This window comes from Corynebacterium freneyi (assembly GCF_030408835.1).
GTDB classification, from domain to species: domain Bacteria; phylum Actinomycetota; class Actinomycetes; order Mycobacteriales; family Mycobacteriaceae; genus Corynebacterium; species Corynebacterium freneyi.
In genome coordinates this window covers 773,459-794,672 of the sequence record NZ_CP047357.1, presented here as the reverse complement: position 1 = coordinate 794,672, position 21,214 = coordinate 773,459, and the positions used below count along the sequence as shown (strand labels likewise).

Genomic DNA, 21,214 nt, shown 5'->3' with positions numbered 1-21,214 from the left:
CGACGCCGGGCCCCGCCATTGGTGCGGGGCCCGGCGTCGTCAACGGGTGAAGCGTTACCGGCGAACTACGGGCGGGTGTGGCCGGTGCCGCGCAGGATCCACTTGGTCGACGTCAGCTCCGGCAGGGCCATCGGGCCGCGGGCGTGGAGCTTCTGGGTGGAGATGCCGATCTCCGCGCCCATGCCGAACTGCTCGCCGTCGGTGAAGGCGGTCGACGCGTTGACGTTGACCGTGGAGGCGTCGACGCGCTCGACGAAGGTCTCGCAGGCGTTCCAGTCCTTCGCGGAAATCGCCTCGGTGTGGCCGGAGCCGTGTGCGTTGATGTGGTCGGCGGCGGCCTCCACGCCGTCGACGACCTTCGCCGCGATGTCGAAGGACAGGTACTCGTCGTTCCAGTCTTCGTCGGTGGCGGGGATGATCTCGCCGCCCCACGGCAGATTGTCGGCGTCGCCGTGGACCTTCACGTCGGCGTCGACCAGCGCGTCGAGGACCTTGCCGATCTTCTCCTCGCCAAGGGCGGAATCCAGCAGCACGACCTCGGTGGCGTTGCACACCGAGCAGCGGCGGGTCTTGCCGTTGATCAGCAACGCGATGGCCTCGTCGACGTCGGCGGAACCGTCGATGTAGAGGTGGCAGTTGCCCGTACCGGTCTCGATGGCCGGCACCGTGGCGCGGGTGACCACGGCCTCGATGAGACCGGCGCCGCCACGCGGAATGACCACGTCGACCAGGCCGCGGGCGGTGATCAGGTCCTGGACGGAATCGTGGGTCTCGCACGGCAGCAGCTGCACCAGATCCTCGGGAGCTCCATCGGCGGCGAGCACGCCGCGCAGCACCTCCACCAGGGCGGTGTTGGAGTTCACGGCCGACTTCGACCCGCGTAGCAGGGCGACGTTGCCGGACTTCAGGGCCAGGCCGAAGGCGTCGACGGTGACGTTCGGACGGGCCTCGTACACCATGCCCATCACGCCCAGCGGCACGCGGACCTGCGACATCTTGATGCCGTTGGGCAACGTCGACCCGCGCAGCACCTCGCCCACCGGATCCTGCAAAGCGGCGACCTGGCGCAAACCGCCGGCGATTCCCCGGATGCGATCGTCGTCAAGCTTCAGACGGTCGATGAGGGACTCCGCCAGGCCCCGCTCGCGACCGGCCTCGATGTCGCGCTCGTTGGCCTCGAGGATCTTCTCGGCCTGCTCCACCAGCGCATCGGCGGCGGCCAGCAGAATCCGGTTCTTCCGCTCGGAGGTGTAGCCCGCCAGCTCGTGGGAAACGGCCTTGGCGCGGCGGGCCTTGTCCAGCACTTCGTCGCGCTCGGCGGCGCGGGCGTCGGTCATGGTCTGGTCAGTGGTCGCGTCAGTCATGCGAACCAGTGTAGGGAATCCCCGGACGCCGCGGTCGGGGCACTGCAATCCGGGCGCGTGCATCCGGATGCCCCCGCAGTCAGGCCACGGCGACCCGGGCGCGTGCCACGGCGACGTCGGTCCACGGGGCGACTGACTCCACCCACGGAAACACCACCTCCATGAGCAGCAGGAACACGAACGCCAGAACCGCGAGAACGAAGAGCAGCTTCAGCCACGCGGGGCCGGGAAGCGCACGCCACAAAGCCCGATACATTTACGCGGCTCCCTTCTGCTCGACGCCGGCCAACACACCGTGGACGATCAGGCGGTGCGTGTTCGACCACTGCGGGTGGCACGTGGTGAACGTCACCAGGCTCGCCTCACCGTACGGGGCGATGACCTCGGTCTGGTTCGGGTCGACGATGTGGCGGCCCGGCACCTCCGGCACGACGGTGCCCTCCGGCACGCAATCGAACGACTCTCCTCGCCCGGCCAGGCCGTCGACCGGCAGAACCTTGTAGCGGTACACCGCCGACTGGGTCTCCACGATGATGTCGTCGCACGTGCCCAACCGGTCGATGTCGTCGAACGGGGCGCCGTTGCCGTCGCGGTGCGCGGCGAACGCGGCATTGCCCACCTGACCCGGCAGCGCAGTGCCCGGGTAATGGCCCGGACCGTTGGCGATGGTGGCCAGGTCGACTCCCTCGAAGGCCACGAACTCGTCGATGCCCGCCTTCCGCGCCGTCAAAAACGCCACCGGCGCACCGTGGGTGCCCCAGCCGTCGCCATAGCCGGCCATCGCCGGGTCGAGCGGCGCATCCGGCTCCCCCGGCGCGGCCCCCTCCCCTTCCGCGGCGACGCCGACCTCACCCCACTGCGAGCGGAGGTCATCGGTTGCCTGGGACTGCGCACGCCCCGTGGCCAGGCCCGTCCAATACAGCTGGTAGAAGACGAAAAGCGCGATGATCACGGCGAACGTGATCAACAATTCGCCCAGAACACCTGCGATGCGGGACACCATGCGTCCGATTATGCACCCCGGGCGCACCAACGAAGAAACCCGGACCCCGACGCAAAACCGGGGTCCGGGGCGGAAGGGCGTCGACCCCGACGTCGGAGGCGTCGGCCCGGAGGCCGGAGCCGTCGAGGCGGACGCTCGGGGCGGCTACGCCCGCGAGGCGTAGCCCGACAGGTAATCGGCGTGGATCACCGGCTTCTGCATGCCATCCGGCAGCTCGGCGGTGGTGCGGCCGATCATTTCGGAGAGCTCGTCGGAGTCGTAGGCCACCTCGCCGCGGCCGACGATCTCGCCGTTGGGCCCGACGATGTCCACGATGTCGCCGGACGAAAACTCCCCGTCGATGCTGGTCAGGCCCACCGGCAGCAGGGAGCGGCGGTGCTCGGTGACGGCGGTGACCGCACCGGCGTCCAGGCGCAGCACGCCCGACGAATCCGCCGCATAGAGAACCCAGAACTGCCACGCCGACAGGCGGTCCTCCTTCGGTGCGAAGGCGGTGCCCACGTCGGCCTGATCCAGCGCCGCGTCGATGTTCTCCGTCGACGTCAACAGCACCGGCACACCGCCACGGGACGCCAGACGCGCCGCCGACACCTTCGACGCCATGCCGCCGGTGCCCAGCTTGCCGCCATCGCCGGCGACGACGCCCTTGAGGTCATTGCCGCTCCACACCTCGGGCACGAACTGCGCACCCGGCTCGGAGGGGTTGCGGTCGTATAGGCCGTCGACGTCGGAAAGCAACACGAGCGCATCGCAGAACGCCAGGTGCGACACCAGCGCAGCCAGACGGTCGTTGTCGCCGAAGCGCATCTCCGAGGTGGCCACCGTGTCGTTTTCGTTGACGATCGGAATGGCGTGCAGCTGGCGCAGACGATCGATGGTGCGCTGCGCGTTGCGGGCGCGGGGGCGGTTGCCGGCATCGGCCGATGTCAGCAGAACCTGCGCGGTGGTGCGGCCGAACCGGGCGAACGAACGGGACCACTCCTGTGCCAGGCGCACCTGACCGACCGCCGCGGCGGCCTGTTTGGTCGCCAGGTCCGTCGGACGCGACGACAGACCCAGCGGTCCCATGCCCGACGCCACCGCACCGGAGGACACCAGGATCAGGTCACTTCCGGTGACCATGCGCTTTTCCAGGGCTTCGGCGATCTCGTCGATCTTCGCCGGGTCGGTGCGCCCGTCGGGACCGGTCAGTGAGGACGAGCCGATCTTCACCACGATCCTCTTCGCGTCGCGGATGCTGTCGCGGGTGGAGCTGGAGTAAGGCGGGTTCATGGGCCCTTTCGTTTCGTCGTCGGAACGGGGGATGTATGTGGACTGGAACTGGGGTCTGAGATCCGGGGGCTGTCCCGCTTGCCGACGATGAAGCCGGGGACGGGAGCAGCGGGATCGTCGGTGATTACTGGTAGCGCTCGCGGTCGGCCTGTTCGCCGTCGCCGTAGTCGAACTCGTCGATGAGGCCGCGGCGCACCTGCGAGGCACGCTTGCGCTCTTCGGCGGACACGCGGTCGTTGATCTCCAGGCGCTGGTCGGTGCCGCGCCCGGAGGGGACGAAGTCGTCGAGGCCGGCGGCGGTCTGCGGGTGCCACTCGAAGGTGATGTCGCCGATGGTCACCGGGCAGCCGGGGACGGCGCCGGCCTTGGCCAGGGCGTCCTCCACGCCCAGTTTGGCCAGCCGGTCGCCGAGGAAGCCGACGGCTTCGTCGTTTTCGAAATCGGTTTGGTGGATCCAGCGCTGCGGCTTGCGGCCCAGCACGATGAAACCGTCCTGCACCTCGGGGTCGCGTTCGATTTCGAAGTCCTGGGTGCGACCGCGGCGACCGACGGCCTTGGGCACGATGACGGCGGGCTTCTCGTCCTTCTTCGCCGGGTTTTCCGCGCGGTACTTTGCGACGGCTTCGGCCAGACCGTAGGTCAGCTCCTTGAGTCCGTCGCGGGTGGCGGTGGAGATGCCGTAGGTCGGCCAGCCGAACTCCTCGAGCTCCTCGCGCATGAAGTCGGCCATCTCCTGGGCCTCGGGCACGTCGAGCTTGTTGAGCACGATCACCCGCGGACGCTCCGCGAGGTCGCCCAGTCCGACGTCGCCGGCCAGCGCGGACTGGTAGTTGGCCAGCTCGTGCTCCAGGGCCTTGATGTCGTCGACGGGGTTGCGGTCGGACTCGTACGTCGCGCAGTCGACCACGTGCGCCAGGACGGCGCAGCGCTCGATGTGGCGGAGGAAGTCCAGGCCCAGGCCACGGCCCTCGGAGGCACCCGGGATGAGGCCCGGCACGTCGGCGACGGTGAAGGACTCGTGGCCGACGTTGACCACGCCGAGGTTCGGCTGCAGCGTGGTGAACGGGTAGTCGCCGATCTTCGGCTTGGCCGCCGACAGCGCCGAGACCAGCGAGGACTTGCCCGCCGAAGGGAAACCGACCAGACCGACGTCGGCCATCGACTTCAGTTCGAGGACCAGGTCCTTCTGTTCGCCCGGTTCGCCGAGCAGGGCGAAACCGGGGGCACGACGCGACCTCGACGCCAACGCGGCGTTGCCCAGTCCGCCGTACCCTCCCTCTGCGGCGATGAAGCGGGTGCCCTTGCCGGTCAGGTCCGCGAGAACCTCACCGTCGGTGGTCATGACGACCGTGCCCTCGGGCACCTCCAGCACCAGATCCCGGCCGCGGGCGCCGTTGCGGTGATCGCCGGCGCCGGGACGGCCCTTCTCGGCCTTGATGTGCGGGTGGAAGTGGAAGTCCATCAGCGTGTGCACCTGGGGCGACACCTCGAAGATGATGTCGCCGCCGTGCCCGCCGTTGCCGCCGTCGGGACCGCCGAGGGGCTTGAACTTTTCGCGCAGCACGGAATTGCAGCCGTGGCCGCCGTCGCCCGCCTGCAGGTGCAGGACGACGCGATCGATGAACCGTGACATGGGGTCCTCATTCCTCGGGGTGCTGGGAACTGGGCCGGTGCCTGTGCCGTGTCCGACTGCTTCCGGCGGCCAAAGCGCATCCGATTTCGGGCACGCAAAAGCCGGGCCCGACTGATCGGACCTCCGCATGACCCTCGATTGTCGCACAATCGCGGCCCCAACCGGTATGTTCCGGGGCGGATGGTGAGAAGTTCAACGTCTCCTCCGCCGTGCGATGCGGGTCACTTCGTCGTCGCAAGTAGCCGTCACAGCAAGCGGGTCGCTCGTCGTCAAGCGGGTCGCGTGTCGCAAAGCCACGCCCGAAGGAGTGCGCGCGGGCGCCGGGAGGCGTTCGAACATCGGAAATCCGGGGGCCGTGCTTTAGTGGGGGCATGACGCGAAGTGGCGATGCGGCACAGTCCGATCCGATGGCCCCCGACGAGGCCGGGCACGCGCCCGCCACGCGGCGGGAAGCCGACGAGCTGCTGCAGGGGTTGGCCGGGCCGGGGACCTCGCTGCGCGACGACCAGTGGGTGGCCATCGACGGCCTGGTCAATCGGCGCGAACGGATGCTGGTTGTGCAGCGCACCGGTTGGGGCAAGTCGGCGGTGTACTTCATCGCGGCGAAACTGCTGCGGCGGCGCGGGCGCGGGGCCAGCGTGATCATCTCCCCGCTGTTGGCGCTGATGCGCAACCAGGTCGCCGCGGCACAGCGGGCCGGCATCGTCGCCGAGACCGTCAACAGCGCGAACATGACGGAATGGGACGACATCCAGCGGCGCGTGGCGGCCGGGCAGGTCGACGTGCTGCTGGTGTCGCCGGAGCGGCTGAACAATCCGCAGTTCCGCGACGACGTCCTGCCGTCGCTGGCGCAGGCCGCGGGCATGGTCGTGGTCGATGAGGCGCACTGCATCTCCGACTGGGGCCACGACTTCCGGCCCGACTACCGGCGCATCCGCGATCTGCTCGCCGGTCTGGGCCCGGGGGTTCCCGTGTTGGCGACGACGGCGACGGCCAATGACCGCGTCGTCGAGGACGTGCGGGCGCAGCTGGGCGACGGCACCGGCGTGCTGCGCGGTGGACTGGATCGGGAATCGCTGCGGCTCAACGTCGTGCGGCTGCCCGACACGACGAAACGCCCCGCGTGGTTGGCGTCGCATCTGCGGCAGCTGCCGGGGTCGGGCATCATCTACTGCCTCACCGTCGCGGCGGCGGAGGACCTGGCCGAGGCGTTGATTGCGGCGGGGTACGACGTCGCCGCGTACACCGGCCGCACCGACGCCGCCGAGCGTGAACGGCTTGAAGCGGCGCTGCTGAACAACGAGGTCAAGGCGCTGGTGGCCACGTCGGCGTTGGGCATGGGCTTCGACAAACCGGACCTGGGATTCGTGGTGCACATGGGTGCGCCGGGGTCGCCGATCTCGTATTACCAGCAGATCGGCCGTGCCGGCCGCGGCACCGATCGGGCCGAGGTCGTGTTGCTGCCGGGCGCCGAGGACCGTGACATCTGGGAGTACTTCGCCTCCCTGTCGTTTCCGTCGGAGGACGTCGTGCGCATGCTTCTCGACGAGCTCGCCTCCTACGGAGACCAACCCGCATCGACGGCGCGGCTGGAAACCGCCGTGGACCTGTCGAGGTCGCGACTGGAGCAGGTGCTGAAGGTCCTCGACGTCGACGGCGCCGTGCGGCGAGTCCGGGGCGGGTGGATCGCCACCGGTGCGCCGTGGGAGTACGACACCGCCCGCTACGGCGGTTTGGCCGAGGCCCGCAAAGCCGAGCAGGAGGCGATGCTCGCCTACGAGCGACTCGGCGATGCTCCGGGCTGCAAGGTTGTCACGGACGAAGAGGGCACCCCGGACGGAGAGGGCGGAGATGGGTCGTCGTCACGCAACGGCGACCCCGACCCGGACGCCTGCCGCATGCTGTTCCTGCGCAGGCAACTCGACGACCCCACCGCCACCGGGCCCTGCGGACGCTGCGACAACTGCACCGGGCGGCACCTGTCCCCCGACATCGACGCGGAAGTCGACGACGTCGTGCGGGCACGGCTGAACGAACCCGGCGTGCGCATCCCCGCGCGGAAACAATGGCCGACCGGGCTCGACCGCCTCATGGCCGGTGGCGACGGACTCGGGCGCGCCGGTTCGACGCTCGGCGTGACCGGGCTGCGCGTGCCGTTGAAGGGCAAGATCGCCGGCGTCGGCGAAGGGCGCGCCATCGGGCGGCTCAACGACATCGCCCGCGGGCCGGCGCTGACCACGCTGCTCACCGAAGCGTCGTGGCGGCCCGGCCCCGATTGGCGGAGCGACCGGGTGCTGCGCGACCTCGTCGACGTGCTCGCCGGGTGGGACTGGGAGGTGCGGCCCGACACCGTCGTCGCGCTCGTCACCCACGACACCGTCGACCTGGACGCCCATGCGGCGGGGGCCGCAGCGGCGGGATCCACAGCCGCTGGAGCCATGGACGCGGGAACCACGGCGCCGGGCGATGCTGCGCTGCACGGCTCCAGCCCCGATGGTGCCGCGGTGCATGGGTCGGGCCCCGATGGTGCCGCGCTGCATGGGTCGGCGCTCGACGAGATTGCCGTGGCCTGCGCGATCGCCATCTCCGACATCGGTCGCATGCGCTTCGGAGGCGTCCTGCCGGTGCGCGACGGATCCCGCCCCGTGGAGGCCCAGAACTCCGCGTACCGAGTCGCCGGCCTCGCCGACCGGTGGGACTGGACCGCCATCTCCGATCTCGAGCTGGGCAACGGGCCGATCCTGCTGGTCACCGACTGCATCGACACCGGATGGTCGATCACCCTCACCGCCGCCGCGCTCGCTTCCGCCACCGGCCGCGACGTCCTCCCGCTGGCCCTGGCCTCCCGCGGATAGGCGGCGCCGGGCGCTTTCGCCATTGGGCTCAGGGGCGGCCGTCGCAAAGCCCCCACCACACCGACGAATGTGCGCCACACGCTCTCCTGCGCACACTCGTCAAATCTGCAGCCCCCACCACACCGACGAATGTGCGCCACCTGCCCTCCCACGCACACTCGTCAAATGTGCAGCCCCCACCACACCGACGAATGTGCGCCACATGCCCTCCCACGCACACTCGTCAAATGTGCAGCCCCCACCACACCGACGAATGTGCGCCACATGCCCTCCCACGCACACTCGTCAAATGGGCTCTTCCGGATCTGGGGTGCGTAGCCGGGATGAGGTACCAAGTATGAGGATCGGGACCCACCACAAGATATAGGGGTCCCTGGTGCGAAGATGAAAGCTCCTACACAACCATCTTTCGCCCCGAGGACCTATGCCCGATTCTACGTCTCTTATTGCTGACACCATCATCCGGACCGTTGAACTCGGCCTGACCATCACGGGCGCCGCGATCGATGAGCGCCACACGTGGATCACCTGCCGCCCGGTGGAACAGGATGCCTCCTGCCCGGCCTGCGGGATGAAAGGCCGGCTGCGTGATCACCGGATCCGTGAACTCGTGGACCTGCCCGTCGTCGGGCATCCCACCCGGTTACGGATCCGGCTACCCCGTTTCACCTGCACCAACACCGCCTGTGCGACAAAGATCTTTCAACAGCAACTCGTGTGCGCGAAGCGGAAAGCCAAGCTCACCGACCGCTGCACCCGCTGGATCCTCCAGCGCCTGGCGATTGACCGCATGAGCGTTGCCGCGATCTCGAAGTCCCTGGACATCGGCTGGGATCTGGTCAACCAGGTAGCCCTCGAACAGGCCTGGGAGCTGATCTACGCTGATCCCACCCACCTGGCCGGAGTCCGCGTCCTGGGGGTGGACGAGCACAAATGGAAACACCGCCGCGGCGACGGTACTCCCGGTTTCGTCACCGTCATCGTCGACCTGACGCCGAACGTGGACGGCACCGGGCCCGCCCGGCTGTTGGACATGGTGCCGGGCAGATCCGCTGAGGTGCTGCGCCGCTGGCTCGCCGCCCGGGAGAAGTCCTTCCGCGACCGGGTGAAAGTCGTGGCGATGGACGGATTCGCCGGCTACCACACCGCCACCACCGAGCAGCTGCCGAAGGCGAGGAAGGTGATGGACCCGTTCCACGTCGTGCACCTGGCCGCCGACAAGCTGACTATGACCCGGCAGCGGATCCAACAGGACACCTGTGGGCATCGCGGCCGGTCAGGGGATCCCTTGTACGGGGTGCGTCGGATCCTGCTAACCCGGATGGGACTGCTGACCGACAGGCAGAAAGCGAAGCTGGACGCGGTGTTCGCTGATGAGCGGCACACGGCTGTGGATGTCACGCACTGGACGTATCAGGACATCATCGCAGCCTATGAGCATCCTGACCGTCGGGTCGGGAAGAGGTGGATGTACAAAATCATGTGCCGGATCCGGAAAGATCTTCCCGCCGGGGTCCAGGAGCTGGGGCAGTTGGGCCGGACGATGTGGAAACGACGGGCCGAGATCCTCGCGTACTTCGACACCGGCGCTTCCAATGGCCCCGTCGAGGCCATCAACGGACGGTTGGAGCACCTGCGTGGCATCGCACTCGGGTTCAGGAACCTCAACCACTACATCTTGCGGTCACTGATCCACTCCGGAGGGTTCCAGGCCAAGATCAACGCACTCTAAAACCGGAAGGGCCGTCAAATGTGCAGCCCTCCCCGGAACCCCAGGACGCGCAAAAGCGCCGCACCTTCCAACGGAAAGTGCGGCGCCTTCGACGTCGATGCCACCCGCGCGGAACGGGAGGGGCGAACCGGGAGACTTACGCCTCGGCGGCCTCGGCCTCGACGATGCTGACGGTGCGCTTGTTGCGCTTGGTGCCGAACTGGACGGCGCCGGCCTTCAGGGCGAAGAGCGTGTCATCGCCGCCACGGCCAACGTTCTCACCGGGGTGGAACGAGGTGCCGCGCTGACGGACCAGGATCTCGCCGGCCTTGACCTGCTGGCCGCCGAAACGCTTCACGCCGAGGCGCTTGGCCTCGGAGTCGCGGCCGTTGCTGGTGCTGGATGCACCCTTCTTGGAAGCCATGATTCCTCCTTCAGGAAAAGCTTGTTTCGGTGGCTTACTTGGAAACGCCGGTGATCTTCAGGACCGTCAGCTGCTGACGGTGGCCGAAGCGACGCTTGTAGCCGGTCTTGTTCTTGTAGTGCATGCCGCGGATCTTCGGGCCCTTGGCGGCCTCGACGATCTCGGCGTTGACGGTGATCTTGGCAAGCTTCTCGGCGTCGGAGGTGACGTCGGCGCCGTCGACGAGCAGAACCGGGGTGAGAGCCACGGTGGAACCCGGCTCACCCTCGATCTTCTCGACCTTGACGAGGTCACCTTCGGCAACCTTGTACTGCTTGCCGCCGGTCTTGACGATCGCGTACATAGGAGGGCTACCCCTTTTTCGTTTACTCGACTCGAGAGACGAACGCCCCTCGACATGGACAGTTTCTTCTGCGTTCGGAGGCGGCCTCATGGCTCGTCGTCGCGGGTTTCCGCTCGCTCCCGGCACGGGCTCGATTCGGGCACGCCCGATACGCCTCTGAACAGCGACTGGTCAAGAGTAGCGAATCGCCCCGGTAAATGACAAACCGCCTTCCGCCGCCCCCGCCCCGCGGTGGTGGTCGCGGGGTGGGGTCGGCGTCGGGAGGTGGCCGGGTGGCCGGGCGGGTCAGCCGCGTGCGGTGCGGCGGACGACGCGTCGGCGACCGCGGCGGGCCTTGTTGCCGGTGCCGTCCTGCTTTGCGACGCCGGCCTTCTCCCCCGCGGCCTCGTTGCCGGAAGAGGTCGCCTTCTTGTCGGCGGTCCTCTTCGGCGCCTTGGCCTTGGGGGCGTCGGCGGCGGCATCGGCCGGGGCGCCGGCGGCGGTGCGGCGGACGACGCGTCGGCGGCCACGGCGGCGGGCCGGACGGTTCGAACCGGTGGCCTCGTCCTTGCCCTTGGCGCCCTCGTTGTTCGCGGACTTTTGGCTCGAGCGCCCGGCGCCCGACCCCTTGTTGTCCGACCCCTTGGTGTCCGACCCCTTCTTGTCCGAGGCCTTCTTGTCCGCCGACTTGCCCTTCTTGTCGTTCGAGGACTTGTCGTTCGAACCCTTGCCCTTCGAGCTCTTGGTCTCCGAGCCCTTGGCCTTCGAATCCTCGTTGCCGGAAGACTTCCGGTTCGAGCCCTTGCGGTTCGAGCTCTTGGCGCCCGAGCCCTTGCCCTTCGAGCCCTTGCCCTTCGAGCCCGCATCGTCCGAGTCCTTGCCGGCACCCTTTGCGTCGGCCGTGGCCGCGTCCCGGCCGGCGTCGACGCCGAAATCTTCCGGCTTGGGCGCATGGTCGGAACGGGAACGCCCACGCGTCGGGCGGTTGCGGCGCGGCGACTTCTCGAACGCCTCCAGCGCCTCCTCGTAGGTCTGCGGTTCGGCCGGGGCATCGTCCGCACCGCGCTTCGGCCTGGAGTCGACGGACACGGTGCGCTCCGGGGTCTCGGAGACGTCGGTGGTCGCCTTCTTCGCCGACGCCCGCCCGGTGTGCTCCGCCCGGCCGTCCTGCTGACCACCCTTGGTCTGCTCACCCTTGGCCTGACCGCCCTGCGACTGATCGCCCTGCGCCTGCTGCGCGGCATGCACCACGCGGCGGCGACGGCGACGACGAGTCGACCGCGACACGTAACGATCGTCCGACGGCTCATCCGGATCCTTGTCCCGCGCCTCGGCGACGGCGTCGGCCGCCAGGCGAGCCAGGGCATCGCCGTCGTCGGTGCGCTCATCACGCTTGTCGCGCTTGTCGCGGTCGTCGCGGGATGCTTCACGACGCGGCGTCTTCGCATCATCCGACCCCGACTCGTCGGCACCCCGACCTTCTTCGGCGGCACCGCGACCACGAGACGACGAACGACGACCACGGCGACGGCGACGCGGCGGACGCGACTCCTCCGACTCGGCGCGCGTCACCGACTCGTCGACGGCCCGCTCCTCCTCGGACATCTCCTCGGCCCGATCCTCGGTCTGGTCGTCACGGCGGTCGTCACGGCGACCATCACGCTGGTCACCGCTCTGGTCATCGTTCCGACCGTCACGGCCCTGCTCCGGCCCCTGGCCCGAACCACCGCGACGGGAACCACGACGACGACCACGGCGACGACCCGAACCGCCGTCCCGCTCCCGATCGCCGGACGACGAACCACGCGAGCCGTCGTCAAGCTGCTCTTCCTGCACGGCATCGTCGGAATCCTTCTCGGAAACCTCGGCCCGCTCATCCTTGGCGTCCTTGCGGTGCATCGCCTCCGCCGCCGGATGCTTACCCGGAGGCTGATTGCGGCGACCGCGACGACGACCCCGCTGCTGCTCCTGCTCATGATCGACCGGATCGACATGAATGATCAGGCCACGGCCATTGCACGCCTCGCACGTCGTGGAAAACGTCTCCAACAGTCCGGTGCCCAGGCGCTTGCGGGTCATCTGCACCAAACCCAGCGACGTCACCTCCGACACCTCATGACGCGTGCGGTCCCGGCCCAACGCCTCCTTCAAACGACGCAGCACCAGGTCCTGGTTCTCCGGCAACACCATGTCGATGAAGTCGACGACGATCATGCCGCCGAGATCGCGCAGCCGCATCTGTCGGACGATCTCCTCCGCCGCCTCCAGATTGTTGCGGGTCACCGTCTCCTCGAGGTTGCCGCCGGCACCGGTGAACTTGCCGGTGTTGACGTCGATGACGGTCATCGCCTCGGTGCGCTCGATGATCAGCGTGCCGCCCGACGGCAGCCACACCTTCCGGTCCAGCGCCTTCGCCAGCTGCTCGTCGATGCGGTGATGCGCGAACACGTCCTCGCCGCCGTGCTGCTCGGCGTGGTAGCGCTGCAGACGATCCGACAGATCCGGGGCGACTTCGTCGACGTAGGAACGCACGACGCCCCACGCCTTGTCGCCCTCGACGACCAGGCGCGAGAAATCCTCGTTGAACAGGTCGCGGACGACCTTGATCAGCATGTCGGGCTCTTCGTACATGGTCACCGGCTTGGCGCCCTTGCGGCTCTTCGCCTCCGCAGTGCGCTTGTCGATGTCCCGCCACAGCCCCTCAAGCCGCTTGACGTCGGCGGCGATGGCCTCCTTGGTCACGCCCTCCGCGGCGGTGCGGATGATCGTGCCCGACCCCTGCGGCGTGACCTCCTTGAGAATCTCCTTCAGGCGCTTGCGCTCCGGCTCCGGCAGCTTGCGGGAAATGCCCGCGCTGTGGCCGCCCGGCACGTACACCAGGAAACGGCCGGCCAGGGAAATCTGCATGGACAGGCGAGCGCCCTTGTGGCCCACCGGGTCCTTGGTCACCTGCACCAGCACCTGGTCGCCGGCCTTGAGCGCGTGCTCGATGCGCCGCGACCGGCCCGAGGCGCTGAACGAACGCCAATTGACGTCCGCCGAGTACAGCACGCCGTTGCGGTCGGTGCCGATGTCGATGAACGCCGCCTCCATGCTGGGCAGCACGTTCTGCACGCGGCCGAGGTAGATGTCGCCGATGATCGACGTCTGCGTGTCCGAGGTGACGAAATGCTCGACGAGCAGATCGTCCTCCAGCACGCCGACCTGCGTGACCATGCCGTCGCCGTCGTGGCGCCGGCGTTCGCGCACCACCATCGTGCGTTCGACGGATTCGCGGCGGGCGAGGAATTCGGCCTCGGAGATGACGTGGCGCTTGCGGGATTCGGCGCGGCGATCGGCGCGACGGCGGCGCTGGGCCTCCAGTCGCGTCGAGCCCTTGATGGCCACCGGTTCGTCGACGACCGGCACCTCCGGCTCCGCATTGTCGTCCCGCTCGCCGCGGCGTGCGTTGTCCTGCTTGGCGACGCCCGCGTCACGGCCCTTCGCCGACTCGGAATCTGCGCCCGAGGAGTCCCGGCCGCCCGACGAATCACCGTCGGACGAGTCGCCGCCGGACGAACCCTGGCCGCCCCGACCGCGGCCACGGCCACGGCGACGGCGGCGAGGGCGGGGCTCGCGACGGTTGGAATCGTCGCCGGAATCAGCGTCGGTGGAGTCGGTGGAGACGGAGGAATCGGTGCGATCGGAGTCGCCCGACTCGTCGGCGGCGTTGCCGGTCGCATCGGCGTCGGCCCCGGACGAGGAGTCCGCCGAATCGTCGGCGATGACCTCGATCGGCTCGGGCGCCATGAACACCGGAACGGCGAACGCCGGTTCCGCCGGCGGCGGGGTCACCGGCGGGACGATTTCCACGAGGTGATCATCTTCGGCATCGGCGGGTTCAGTGGCTGCAAGCTCGGTGAAAGCCGGCTCCGCAGTCACGGGCTCAACGGTCGCGGACTCGGCGGGCGCGGACTCGGCGGGAGCATCCGCGACGATGGTCTCCTCGACCTCGACCTCATCGGCCTTCTTCGCGGGCGCAGCCGGCTTGGACGCGGCGCGCTTGGCGGTGCGGCGGGAACGCGAACGACGGGTGGCCTTCTTCGGCGCCTCCTCGGCGGCGGCGTTCTGCTCGGTCTCGTTCGGGGCGGACGCGTCGGCCTCGGGCTCGGCCTTCTCCGCGGCCTTGGCAGCCGTCTTCTTGGTCGCCTTCTTCGCTGTCTTCTTGGCGGTCTTCCTCGAAGCCTTCCGGGCGGCCTTCTTCGCGGCGGGCTTCTCCTCGGCCTTCTCGGCGGTCTCTTCCGCCGGCTGTTCCTCGGCCGCAGCCACCTCCACGGCGGCCGACTCCCCCGACCGGCCGTCGTCAAGCGAACCCGAACCGGCCACCGCATCCAGGAAACGATTCCGATCCTCGGCCCCCACCGACGACGACGCCGACGTCACCGCGACGCCCAACTCCGCCAGGGCGGCGATCACTTCCTTCGACGTGACGCCCACGGCCTTCGCCAAGGCATGCACGCGCATCCTCTCCGGCGCCGACCCACGATCGAAATCACGGGCACTCGACACGGTGTTATCGCTGAAATCCAGCACGATATGCGGTTCTCCTCAAGCCGCCCGGCCCACGCGCCGACCAGCGCACGCAAGCGCCGATCCGGGGGCCGCCAAAGACGGCGATCGTCGTTTTATCCAAGTTCTGTCGGCGTGCACGGCGTTCTGCGGTCAACGTCGTCACAGTAAATCGCGGAGCGAACGCGGCACACGCCCGCCATTGTCTCACACACGCCCCCTCCCCGCCGCCACACGCACGCCCCGGACACGCGAAAACCGGCTCCCCGCACGAAAAAAGCGGGAAGCCGGTGAAAAACGAGCCGCCGGGAAAGGCCCGGCCGCCTCCGGAACCGGACCTACAGGTTCGGGAACCAGATGCCGATCTCGCGCTCGGCGGACTCCGGCGAATCGGAACCGTGGACGATGTTCTCCGACACCTCGAGGGCGAAGTCACCGCGGATCGAACCCGGGGTGGCGGCCTCGACCGGGTTGGTGCCGCCGGCCAGCTGACGCCACGCGGCGATCGCGTTCGGGCCCTCGACCACACCGGCGACCAGCGGGGCGGAGGTGATGAAGTCGACGAGCTCGCCGTAGAACGGGCGCTCCTTGTGCTCGGCGTAGTGCTCCTCGGCAACGGCCTTGTCGGCGACGCGCAGGTCCATGGCCACCAGCTTCAGGCCCTTGCGCTCGATGCGGGAGATAACCTCGCCGACGAGGCCACGGCGGACGCCGTCGGGCTTGATCAGAATCAGAGTGCGTTCGGTCATGCGCAGCATCCTACTTCCCCGGCGCCACGCACGGCCACCGGGGCTGCGTGGCGCACGTCACATGTGCTGCGTGGTCAGCAGCCCGCGCTCCATGCGGTCGATCAGGTTCTTGCGCAGATGCAGGATGTACGCCCACACCAGCGCGAAGAAGACGCCCACGAAACCCATCGACCAGTGCGCCACGATCGCCAGCACACCGAACACCTGCAGCACGATGTTCGCCTGCAGCGCCCACGGCTGCTTCTGCAAAAACGCCATGGCCACCATCGCCAGGCCCAGCAGCGTGATGTACCAGATGGCGAAGGTCGTGCCGAACAGCCCGCCGCCGTCGACGCGCGCCACGACGGTCAACCCCAACAACACCGAAATCGCCTGCATGATCAGGGTGCCGGCCATGACGCCGCGCAGACCCTTCATCGGGTCCTTCTCCGGGGCGTGGCCGGCGCCGAGCGGTCCGTACTTGCCGCCGTCGGACAGGTCGCGCCCCTCGCGGTAGGCACGCAATTCCTCCGCGGACGCGTCCGCGTGACGACGGCCCGCCTCATCGCCGCCCGGGCGGGAGGTGGATCGATCCTCGGTCATTGGGGGTCCTTTCCGAAAAGCGTGCGGGCCTCGCCTGCGGTGACCACCGAACCGGTGACCACCACACCCGAGCCGCTGACGATGCCGTCGCCGGAGTCGGTCTCCTCCGCCAGGGCGATGGCCAGCTCGATGGCCGACGGCAACGTGTCGATGCGGTGAATGCGTTCCTCGCCGAAGACCTGTTCCGCCAGCTCGGCGAGGTCGTCGACGTGCAGGGCGCGCGGCGAGGCGTTCTGCGTCACCACGAGCTCCTCGACGTAGGGTTCGAGCTCCTCGAGGATGCCGCGGGCGTCCTTGTCGCCGAGCACCGCGACGACGCCGACGACCTTGCGGAACTCGAACTCCGCCGTCAGCGCCTCGCGCAGCGCCCGGGCACCGTGGGGGTTGTGGGCGGCGTCGATGAACACCGTCGGCGCCGACCGGACGCGCTCCAGGCGGCCCGGGGAGGTCACCGTGGCGAAACCCTCGCGCACGGCGTCGATGCTCAACGGCCGGCCCGGCCCCGCGCCGAAGAACGCCTCGACGGCGGCCAGCGCGGTCGCCGCGTTGCGGGCCTGGTGCGGGCCGTGCAGCGGCAGATGAATGTCCTCGTACTCGCCGGCCAACCCGCGCAGCGTCAGGTTCTGCCCGCCGACGGCCAGGGTGTGGGCGATGACGCCGTACTCGGAACCCGCGCGGGCCACCGCCGCGTCGCATTCGACGGCGCGGGTGAGCAGCACCTCCATGGCCTCCGTCTCCTGCTCGGCGATGATCGCAACGTTGTCCGGCGGAGCCAGCAAATCCTCGGCGTTCCAGCGGGACTTGATGATGCCCGCCTTCTCCCCCGCGATCTCCGTCAACGTGTCGCCCAGGTAATCGGTGTGGTCGCGCCCGACCGGACACACCACGGCGACGTCGGCATCGGCGACGTTGGTCGCGTCCCACGTGCCGCCCATCCCGACCTCCACCACCGCGACATCGACCGGAGCGTCGGCGAACGCGGCGAAGGCCATCGCCGTGAGCACCTCGAACTTCGACATGCGCGGGCCTCCCTCGGCCTCCGACGCCGCGTCGACCATCTCGACGTAGGGCTCGATCTCGCGCCAGACCCGCACGTAATCGCGCGGGTGCAGCGGCACGCCGTCGACCGCGATGCGCTCGGTGACCAACTGCAGGTGCGGGCTGGTGGTGCGGCCGGTGCGGCGGCCCAACGCGCGGACCAGCGACTCGATCATGCGCACCGTCGACGTCTTGCCGTTGGTGCCGGCGACGTGGATGACCGGCGCCGACCGCTCGGGGTGGCCGAGCAGGTCCATGAGCTTTTCTACGCGCTCCAGCGACGGGTCGATCTTCGTCTCCGGCCAGCGGGTGTCCAGCTCGGCCTCCACGGCCGCCAGTTCGGCGAGATCCTCCCGGGTGATCTCCCTCGACTCCGGGGCGTTGACCGGCTGGTCGACGTCGACGGGCAGGCTCAGGCCGCCCTCGTCCATCGACACCGCGCCGAACCGGCCCAGCATGTCGACGTCCGCACCACCGTCGCGCGCCGCCTCCGCGGCCATCACGGCGTCGGACACCGGCGAAGAGTCATCCGCGCCATCCGCGTCTCCGGATTCAGCGGAGCCGTCGTCGGGGCCACCCGAGTATTCGCCCGACGCCTCGCCCCTCAGGGACGCGGCCAGCTCCCGGGGCTCGGTGTCCTCCACGATCTGCGCCGTCGCCGGGTCGAACCCGTCATCGTCATCGTCGGGCAGCTCCAGCGGTTCGCCGGAACCGGCCCCGACCTGCCCCGCACCGGGATCGGCCGGCGCGAGATCATCGAGGATCAGACGGATCTCGTCGTCGCCCCGGCGGTCGTCGTCCTTGTTGCCCGTCATGCCTTCGGCAGCCCCTCCAGCCGGGCGGTGATGCGCTCGATCTCCTCGCGCGCGACCTGGTTGCGGGTGCGGATCTTGTCCACGACCGCCTCCGGGGCCTTCGCCAGGAAGGACTCGTTGCCCAGCTTCTTCTCGGTGCCCGCCAGCTCCTTCTCCGCCACGGCGAGGTCCTTCTCCAGGCGCTTGCGCTCGGCGGCGACGTCGACGGTGCCGGACGTGTCCAGCTCGACGGTGACCGTCGCCGTCGACAAGCGAACCTCGATGGACGCGGTGGCGGTGAAGCCCTCCTCCGGCGTCTCCAGTCGGGCCAGCGACCGGACGATGCCCTCCTGCGCGGACAGGTCCGCGGCGGCCGCGTCGAACCGGGCGGGCACGCGCTGCGACGGCTTGACGCCCTGGTCCGAGCGGAAGCGGCGCACCTCGGTGACCAGCTTCTGCGCGTCGTTGATGCGGCGGGCGGCATCGGCGTCGACGTCGGCGCCACCGTTGGCCTCGCCGGCGGTCGGCCAGGAAGCGATGACCAGCGACTCGGGCGTGCCCTCGTCACCGTCGGTCAGGGCCTTCCACAGCACCTCCGTGACGAACGGGATCGTCGGGTGCAGCAGACGCAGCAGCACGTCGAGCACGTGACCCAGCACCTGGCGGGTCGACTCGGAACGGGCGGCCTGCTCGGCCGTCGGCTCCTCGCCCTCCGCCAAACGCGGGAAGTCCACCTTGGACATCTCCAGGTACCAGTCGCAGAACTCGTCCCACGCGAAGTGGTACAGCGCCTCGTTGGCCTTGGCGAACTCGTACTTGTCCAGCGCCTCGTCGACCTCGGCGCGGACCTGCTCCAGGCGGTCCAGGATCCACCGGTCGGTGTCGGTCAGCGTCTCGCGGGCCGGCAGCTCGCCGACGTGCGCGCCGTTCATCAGCGCAAAGCGCGTCGCGTTGAACAGCTTCGTGGCGAAATTGCGGGAGCTCTGCGCCGAATCCTCACCGACCGGCAGGTCCGAGCCGGGGTTCGCGCCGCGGGCCAGCGTGAACCGCAGCGCGTCGGCGCCGTAGTCGCGCACCCAGTCCAACGGGTCGATGCCGTTGCCCAGCGACTTGGACATCTTGCGGCCCTGCTCGTCGCGCACCAGCCCGTGCAGGAACACGTCGGTGAACGGGATCTGCGGGCGACCGTCGACGCCCTCGCCCAACGGCGAGTTCGGCAGGGTGGCCGCGAAGGTCGAGAACATCATCATGCGCGCGACCCAGAAGAACAGGATGTCGTAGCCGGTCACCAGCACCGAGGTCGGGTAGAACTTGGCCAGCTCCGGGGTGGCCTCCGGCCAGCCCATCGTGGAAAACGGCCACAGCGCCGACGAGAACCACGTGTCCAGCACGTCGGGGTCCTGGTGCCAGCCCTCGCCCGTCGGCGCCTCGTCATCCGGCCCGACGCAGACGATCTCGCCGTCCGGCCCGTACCAAATCGGAATGCGGTGGCCCCACCACAGCTGACGGGAGATGCACCAGTCGTGCATGTCGTCGACCCAGTCGAACCAGCGCGGCTCCTGCGACGCCGGGTGGATGACGGTGTCGCCGCGGCGGATCGCATCGCCGGACATCTCGGCCAGCTTGTCGACCTTGACCCACCACTGCTCCGACAGGCGCGGCTCGATGACCTCGCCCGAACGCTCCGAGTGGCCCACGGAGTGGACGTAGGGGCGGACCTCCTTGACGATGCGCCCCTGCTCCCGCAGCGCCTCGGTCACCGCGGCGCGCGCCTCGAAACGATCCATGCCGTCAAAACGCGTGCCGGTGCCGGTGATCGCGCCGGTTTTGTCGATGACCTCCGGCATGTCCAGGTCGTGCCGCTGGCCCATGGCGAAGTCGTTGGGGTCGTGCGCCGGGGTGATCTTCACCGCACCGGTGCCGAACTCCGGGTCGACGTAATCGTCGGCGATGACCTGCAGCGTCAGATCGTCGCGGAACGGGTGCGGCAGCGTCGTGCCCACCAGGGCGGTGTACCGCTCGTCATCCGGGTGCACCGCCACCGCGACGTCGCCGAGCATCGTCTCCACGCGGGTCGTCGCCACGACGATCGACTGGTCGCCGTCGCCGTAGCGGAACGACACCAGCTCGCCGTCGCGATCCTCGTACTTGACCTCGATGTCGGAAATCGCGGTCTGCAGCACCGGCGACCAGTTGACCATCCGCTTGGCACGGTAAATCAGGCCCTGGTCGAACAGCTCCTTGAAAATGGTCTGCACCGCACGCGACAGCCCCTCGTCGAGGGTGAACCGCTCGCGCGACCAGTCGACGGAATCGCCGATCTGGCGCATCTGGCCGCCGATCTTGCCGCCGTATTCCCGCTTCCACTCCCAGACGCGCTCGATGAACTCCTCGCGCCCGTAGTCGAACCGGTCCTTGCCCTCGGTCTCCTTCAGCTGCGCCTCGACCTTGGTCTGCGTGGCGATGCCCGCATGGTCCATGCCCGGCAGCCACAGCACCTCGTAGCCCTGCATCCGCTTGCGGCGGGCCAGGGCGTCCATCAGCGTGTGGTCGAGCGCATGGCCCATGTGCAGCTGGCCCGTCACGTTCGGCGGCGGCAGCACGATGGAATACGCCGGCTTGTCGCTGGTGGCGTCGGCGGTGAAGTACCCGGCATCCACCCAGCCCTGGTAGAGATCCGCCTCCACCTCGGAGGGGTTCCACGACTTCGGCAGATTGTCGGCGCGGTTCGGAAGATTCTCGGCGTTGGTCACGTCGGACAGTCTAGAGGGTCGCCCGGATCCCGCCGCCCACCACGTCCTGCCCGGTCACCTGGAAAAGCAGACGGGGCGTCGCAAAGCAGCATTGCTTTACGACGCCCCGCGCGGCACCAGTCCGGCCCGGGCCCTACCCGAGCCCGCCGGACGCGGCCCTGCTCAA

14 protein-coding genes are annotated in these 21,214 nt (G+C 69.0%); 2 read left to right on the top strand and 12 right to left on the bottom strand.

The genetic code is table 11. The features are described 5' to 3' along the window. Positions 1–65: 65 nt before the first annotated feature. From CFREN_RS03590 to obgE, 5 genes are all read right to left on the bottom strand, one after another. A complete protein-coding gene (locus CFREN_RS03590; RefSeq protein ID WP_209653815.1) occupies positions 66–1,364 on the bottom strand; it encodes a glutamate-5-semialdehyde dehydrogenase in 1,299 nt (432 codons plus the stop codon). 79 nt (positions 1,365–1,443) lie between these two features. Further along, positions 1,444–1,620 carry a hypothetical protein gene (locus tag CFREN_RS03585; RefSeq protein ID WP_209653817.1) on the bottom strand — a complete coding sequence of 59 codons (177 nt, stop codon included), beginning with the start codon at positions 1,618–1,620 and terminating at the stop codon, positions 1,444–1,446. Continuing rightward, positions 1,621–2,367 (bottom strand): class E sortase, encoded by a 747-nt coding sequence (locus CFREN_RS03580; RefSeq protein ID WP_209653819.1) that lies wholly within the window; start codon positions 2,365–2,367, stop codon positions 1,621–1,623. It lies immediately after the preceding gene. A gap of 144 nt (positions 2,368–2,511) precedes the next feature. Beyond that, positions 2,512–3,639: a glutamate 5-kinase gene (gene proB / locus CFREN_RS03575; RefSeq protein ID WP_209653821.1), complete on the bottom strand. Its 1,128-nt coding sequence runs from the start codon at positions 3,637–3,639 to the stop codon at positions 2,512–2,514. Positions 3,640–3,763: 124 nt separating this feature from the next. Beyond that, complete coding sequence (obgE, locus tag CFREN_RS03570) at positions 3,764–5,272, bottom strand: GTPase ObgE (protein WP_209653823.1); 1,509 nt, start codon at positions 5,270–5,272, stop codon at positions 3,764–3,766. Positions 5,273–5,679: 407 nt separating this feature from the next. On the opposite strand from obgE, the gene CFREN_RS03565 reads away from it, so the two are divergent. Both CFREN_RS03565 and CFREN_RS03560 read left to right on the top strand, forming a co-directional pair. Then, entirely contained in the window at positions 5,680–8,127 is a 2,448-nt protein-coding gene (locus CFREN_RS03565; protein WP_209654773.1) for a RecQ family ATP-dependent DNA helicase, read from the top strand. 424 nt (positions 8,128–8,551) lie between these two features. Continuing rightward, positions 8,552–9,859 carry an ISL3 family transposase gene (locus tag CFREN_RS03560; protein WP_209651956.1) on the top strand — a complete coding sequence of 436 codons (1,308 nt, stop codon included), beginning with the start codon at positions 8,552–8,554 and terminating at the stop codon, positions 9,857–9,859. Positions 9,860–9,995: 136 nt separating this feature from the next. On the opposite strand, the gene rpmA is transcribed toward CFREN_RS03560, so the two are convergent. The 7 genes from rpmA to CFREN_RS03525 form a co-directional block, all read right to left on the bottom strand. Then, complete coding sequence (gene rpmA, locus CFREN_RS03555; protein ID WP_070520012.1) at positions 9,996–10,262, bottom strand: 50S ribosomal protein L27; 267 nt, start codon at positions 10,260–10,262, stop codon at positions 9,996–9,998. 34 nt (positions 10,263–10,296) lie between these two features. Then, positions 10,297–10,605 carry a 50S ribosomal protein L21 gene (rplU, locus tag CFREN_RS03550; RefSeq protein WP_035120585.1) on the bottom strand — a complete coding sequence of 103 codons (309 nt, stop codon included), beginning with the start codon at positions 10,603–10,605 and terminating at the stop codon, positions 10,297–10,299. A 285-nt stretch (positions 10,606–10,890) separates the two neighbouring features. Then, a complete protein-coding gene (locus CFREN_RS03545) occupies positions 10,891–15,132 on the bottom strand; it encodes a translation initiation factor IF-2 N-terminal domain-containing protein (protein WP_281420952.1) in 4,242 nt (1,413 codons plus the stop codon). Between the two features lie 338 nt (positions 15,133–15,470). Then, positions 15,471–15,881, bottom strand: a complete 411-nt coding sequence (gene ndk / locus CFREN_RS03540) for a nucleoside-diphosphate kinase (protein WP_035120523.1) — start codon at positions 15,879–15,881, stop codon at positions 15,471–15,473. A gap of 57 nt (positions 15,882–15,938) precedes the next feature. After that, entirely contained in the window at positions 15,939–16,463 is a 525-nt protein-coding gene (locus tag CFREN_RS03535) for a DUF4233 domain-containing protein (RefSeq protein WP_209653828.1), read from the bottom strand. After that, entirely contained in the window at positions 16,460–17,959 is a 1,500-nt protein-coding gene (folC, locus tag CFREN_RS03530) for a bifunctional tetrahydrofolate synthase/dihydrofolate synthase (protein WP_425321495.1), read from the bottom strand. Before folC ends, CFREN_RS03535 begins: the two co-directional genes overlap by 4 nt. 353 nt (positions 17,960–18,312) lie before the next feature. Further along, on the bottom strand, positions 18,313–21,057 hold the full coding sequence (locus CFREN_RS03525; protein ID WP_209654783.1) for a valine--tRNA ligase: 2,745 nt from the start codon (positions 21,055–21,057) through the stop codon (positions 18,313–18,315). Positions 21,058–21,214 lie beyond the last annotated feature (157 nt).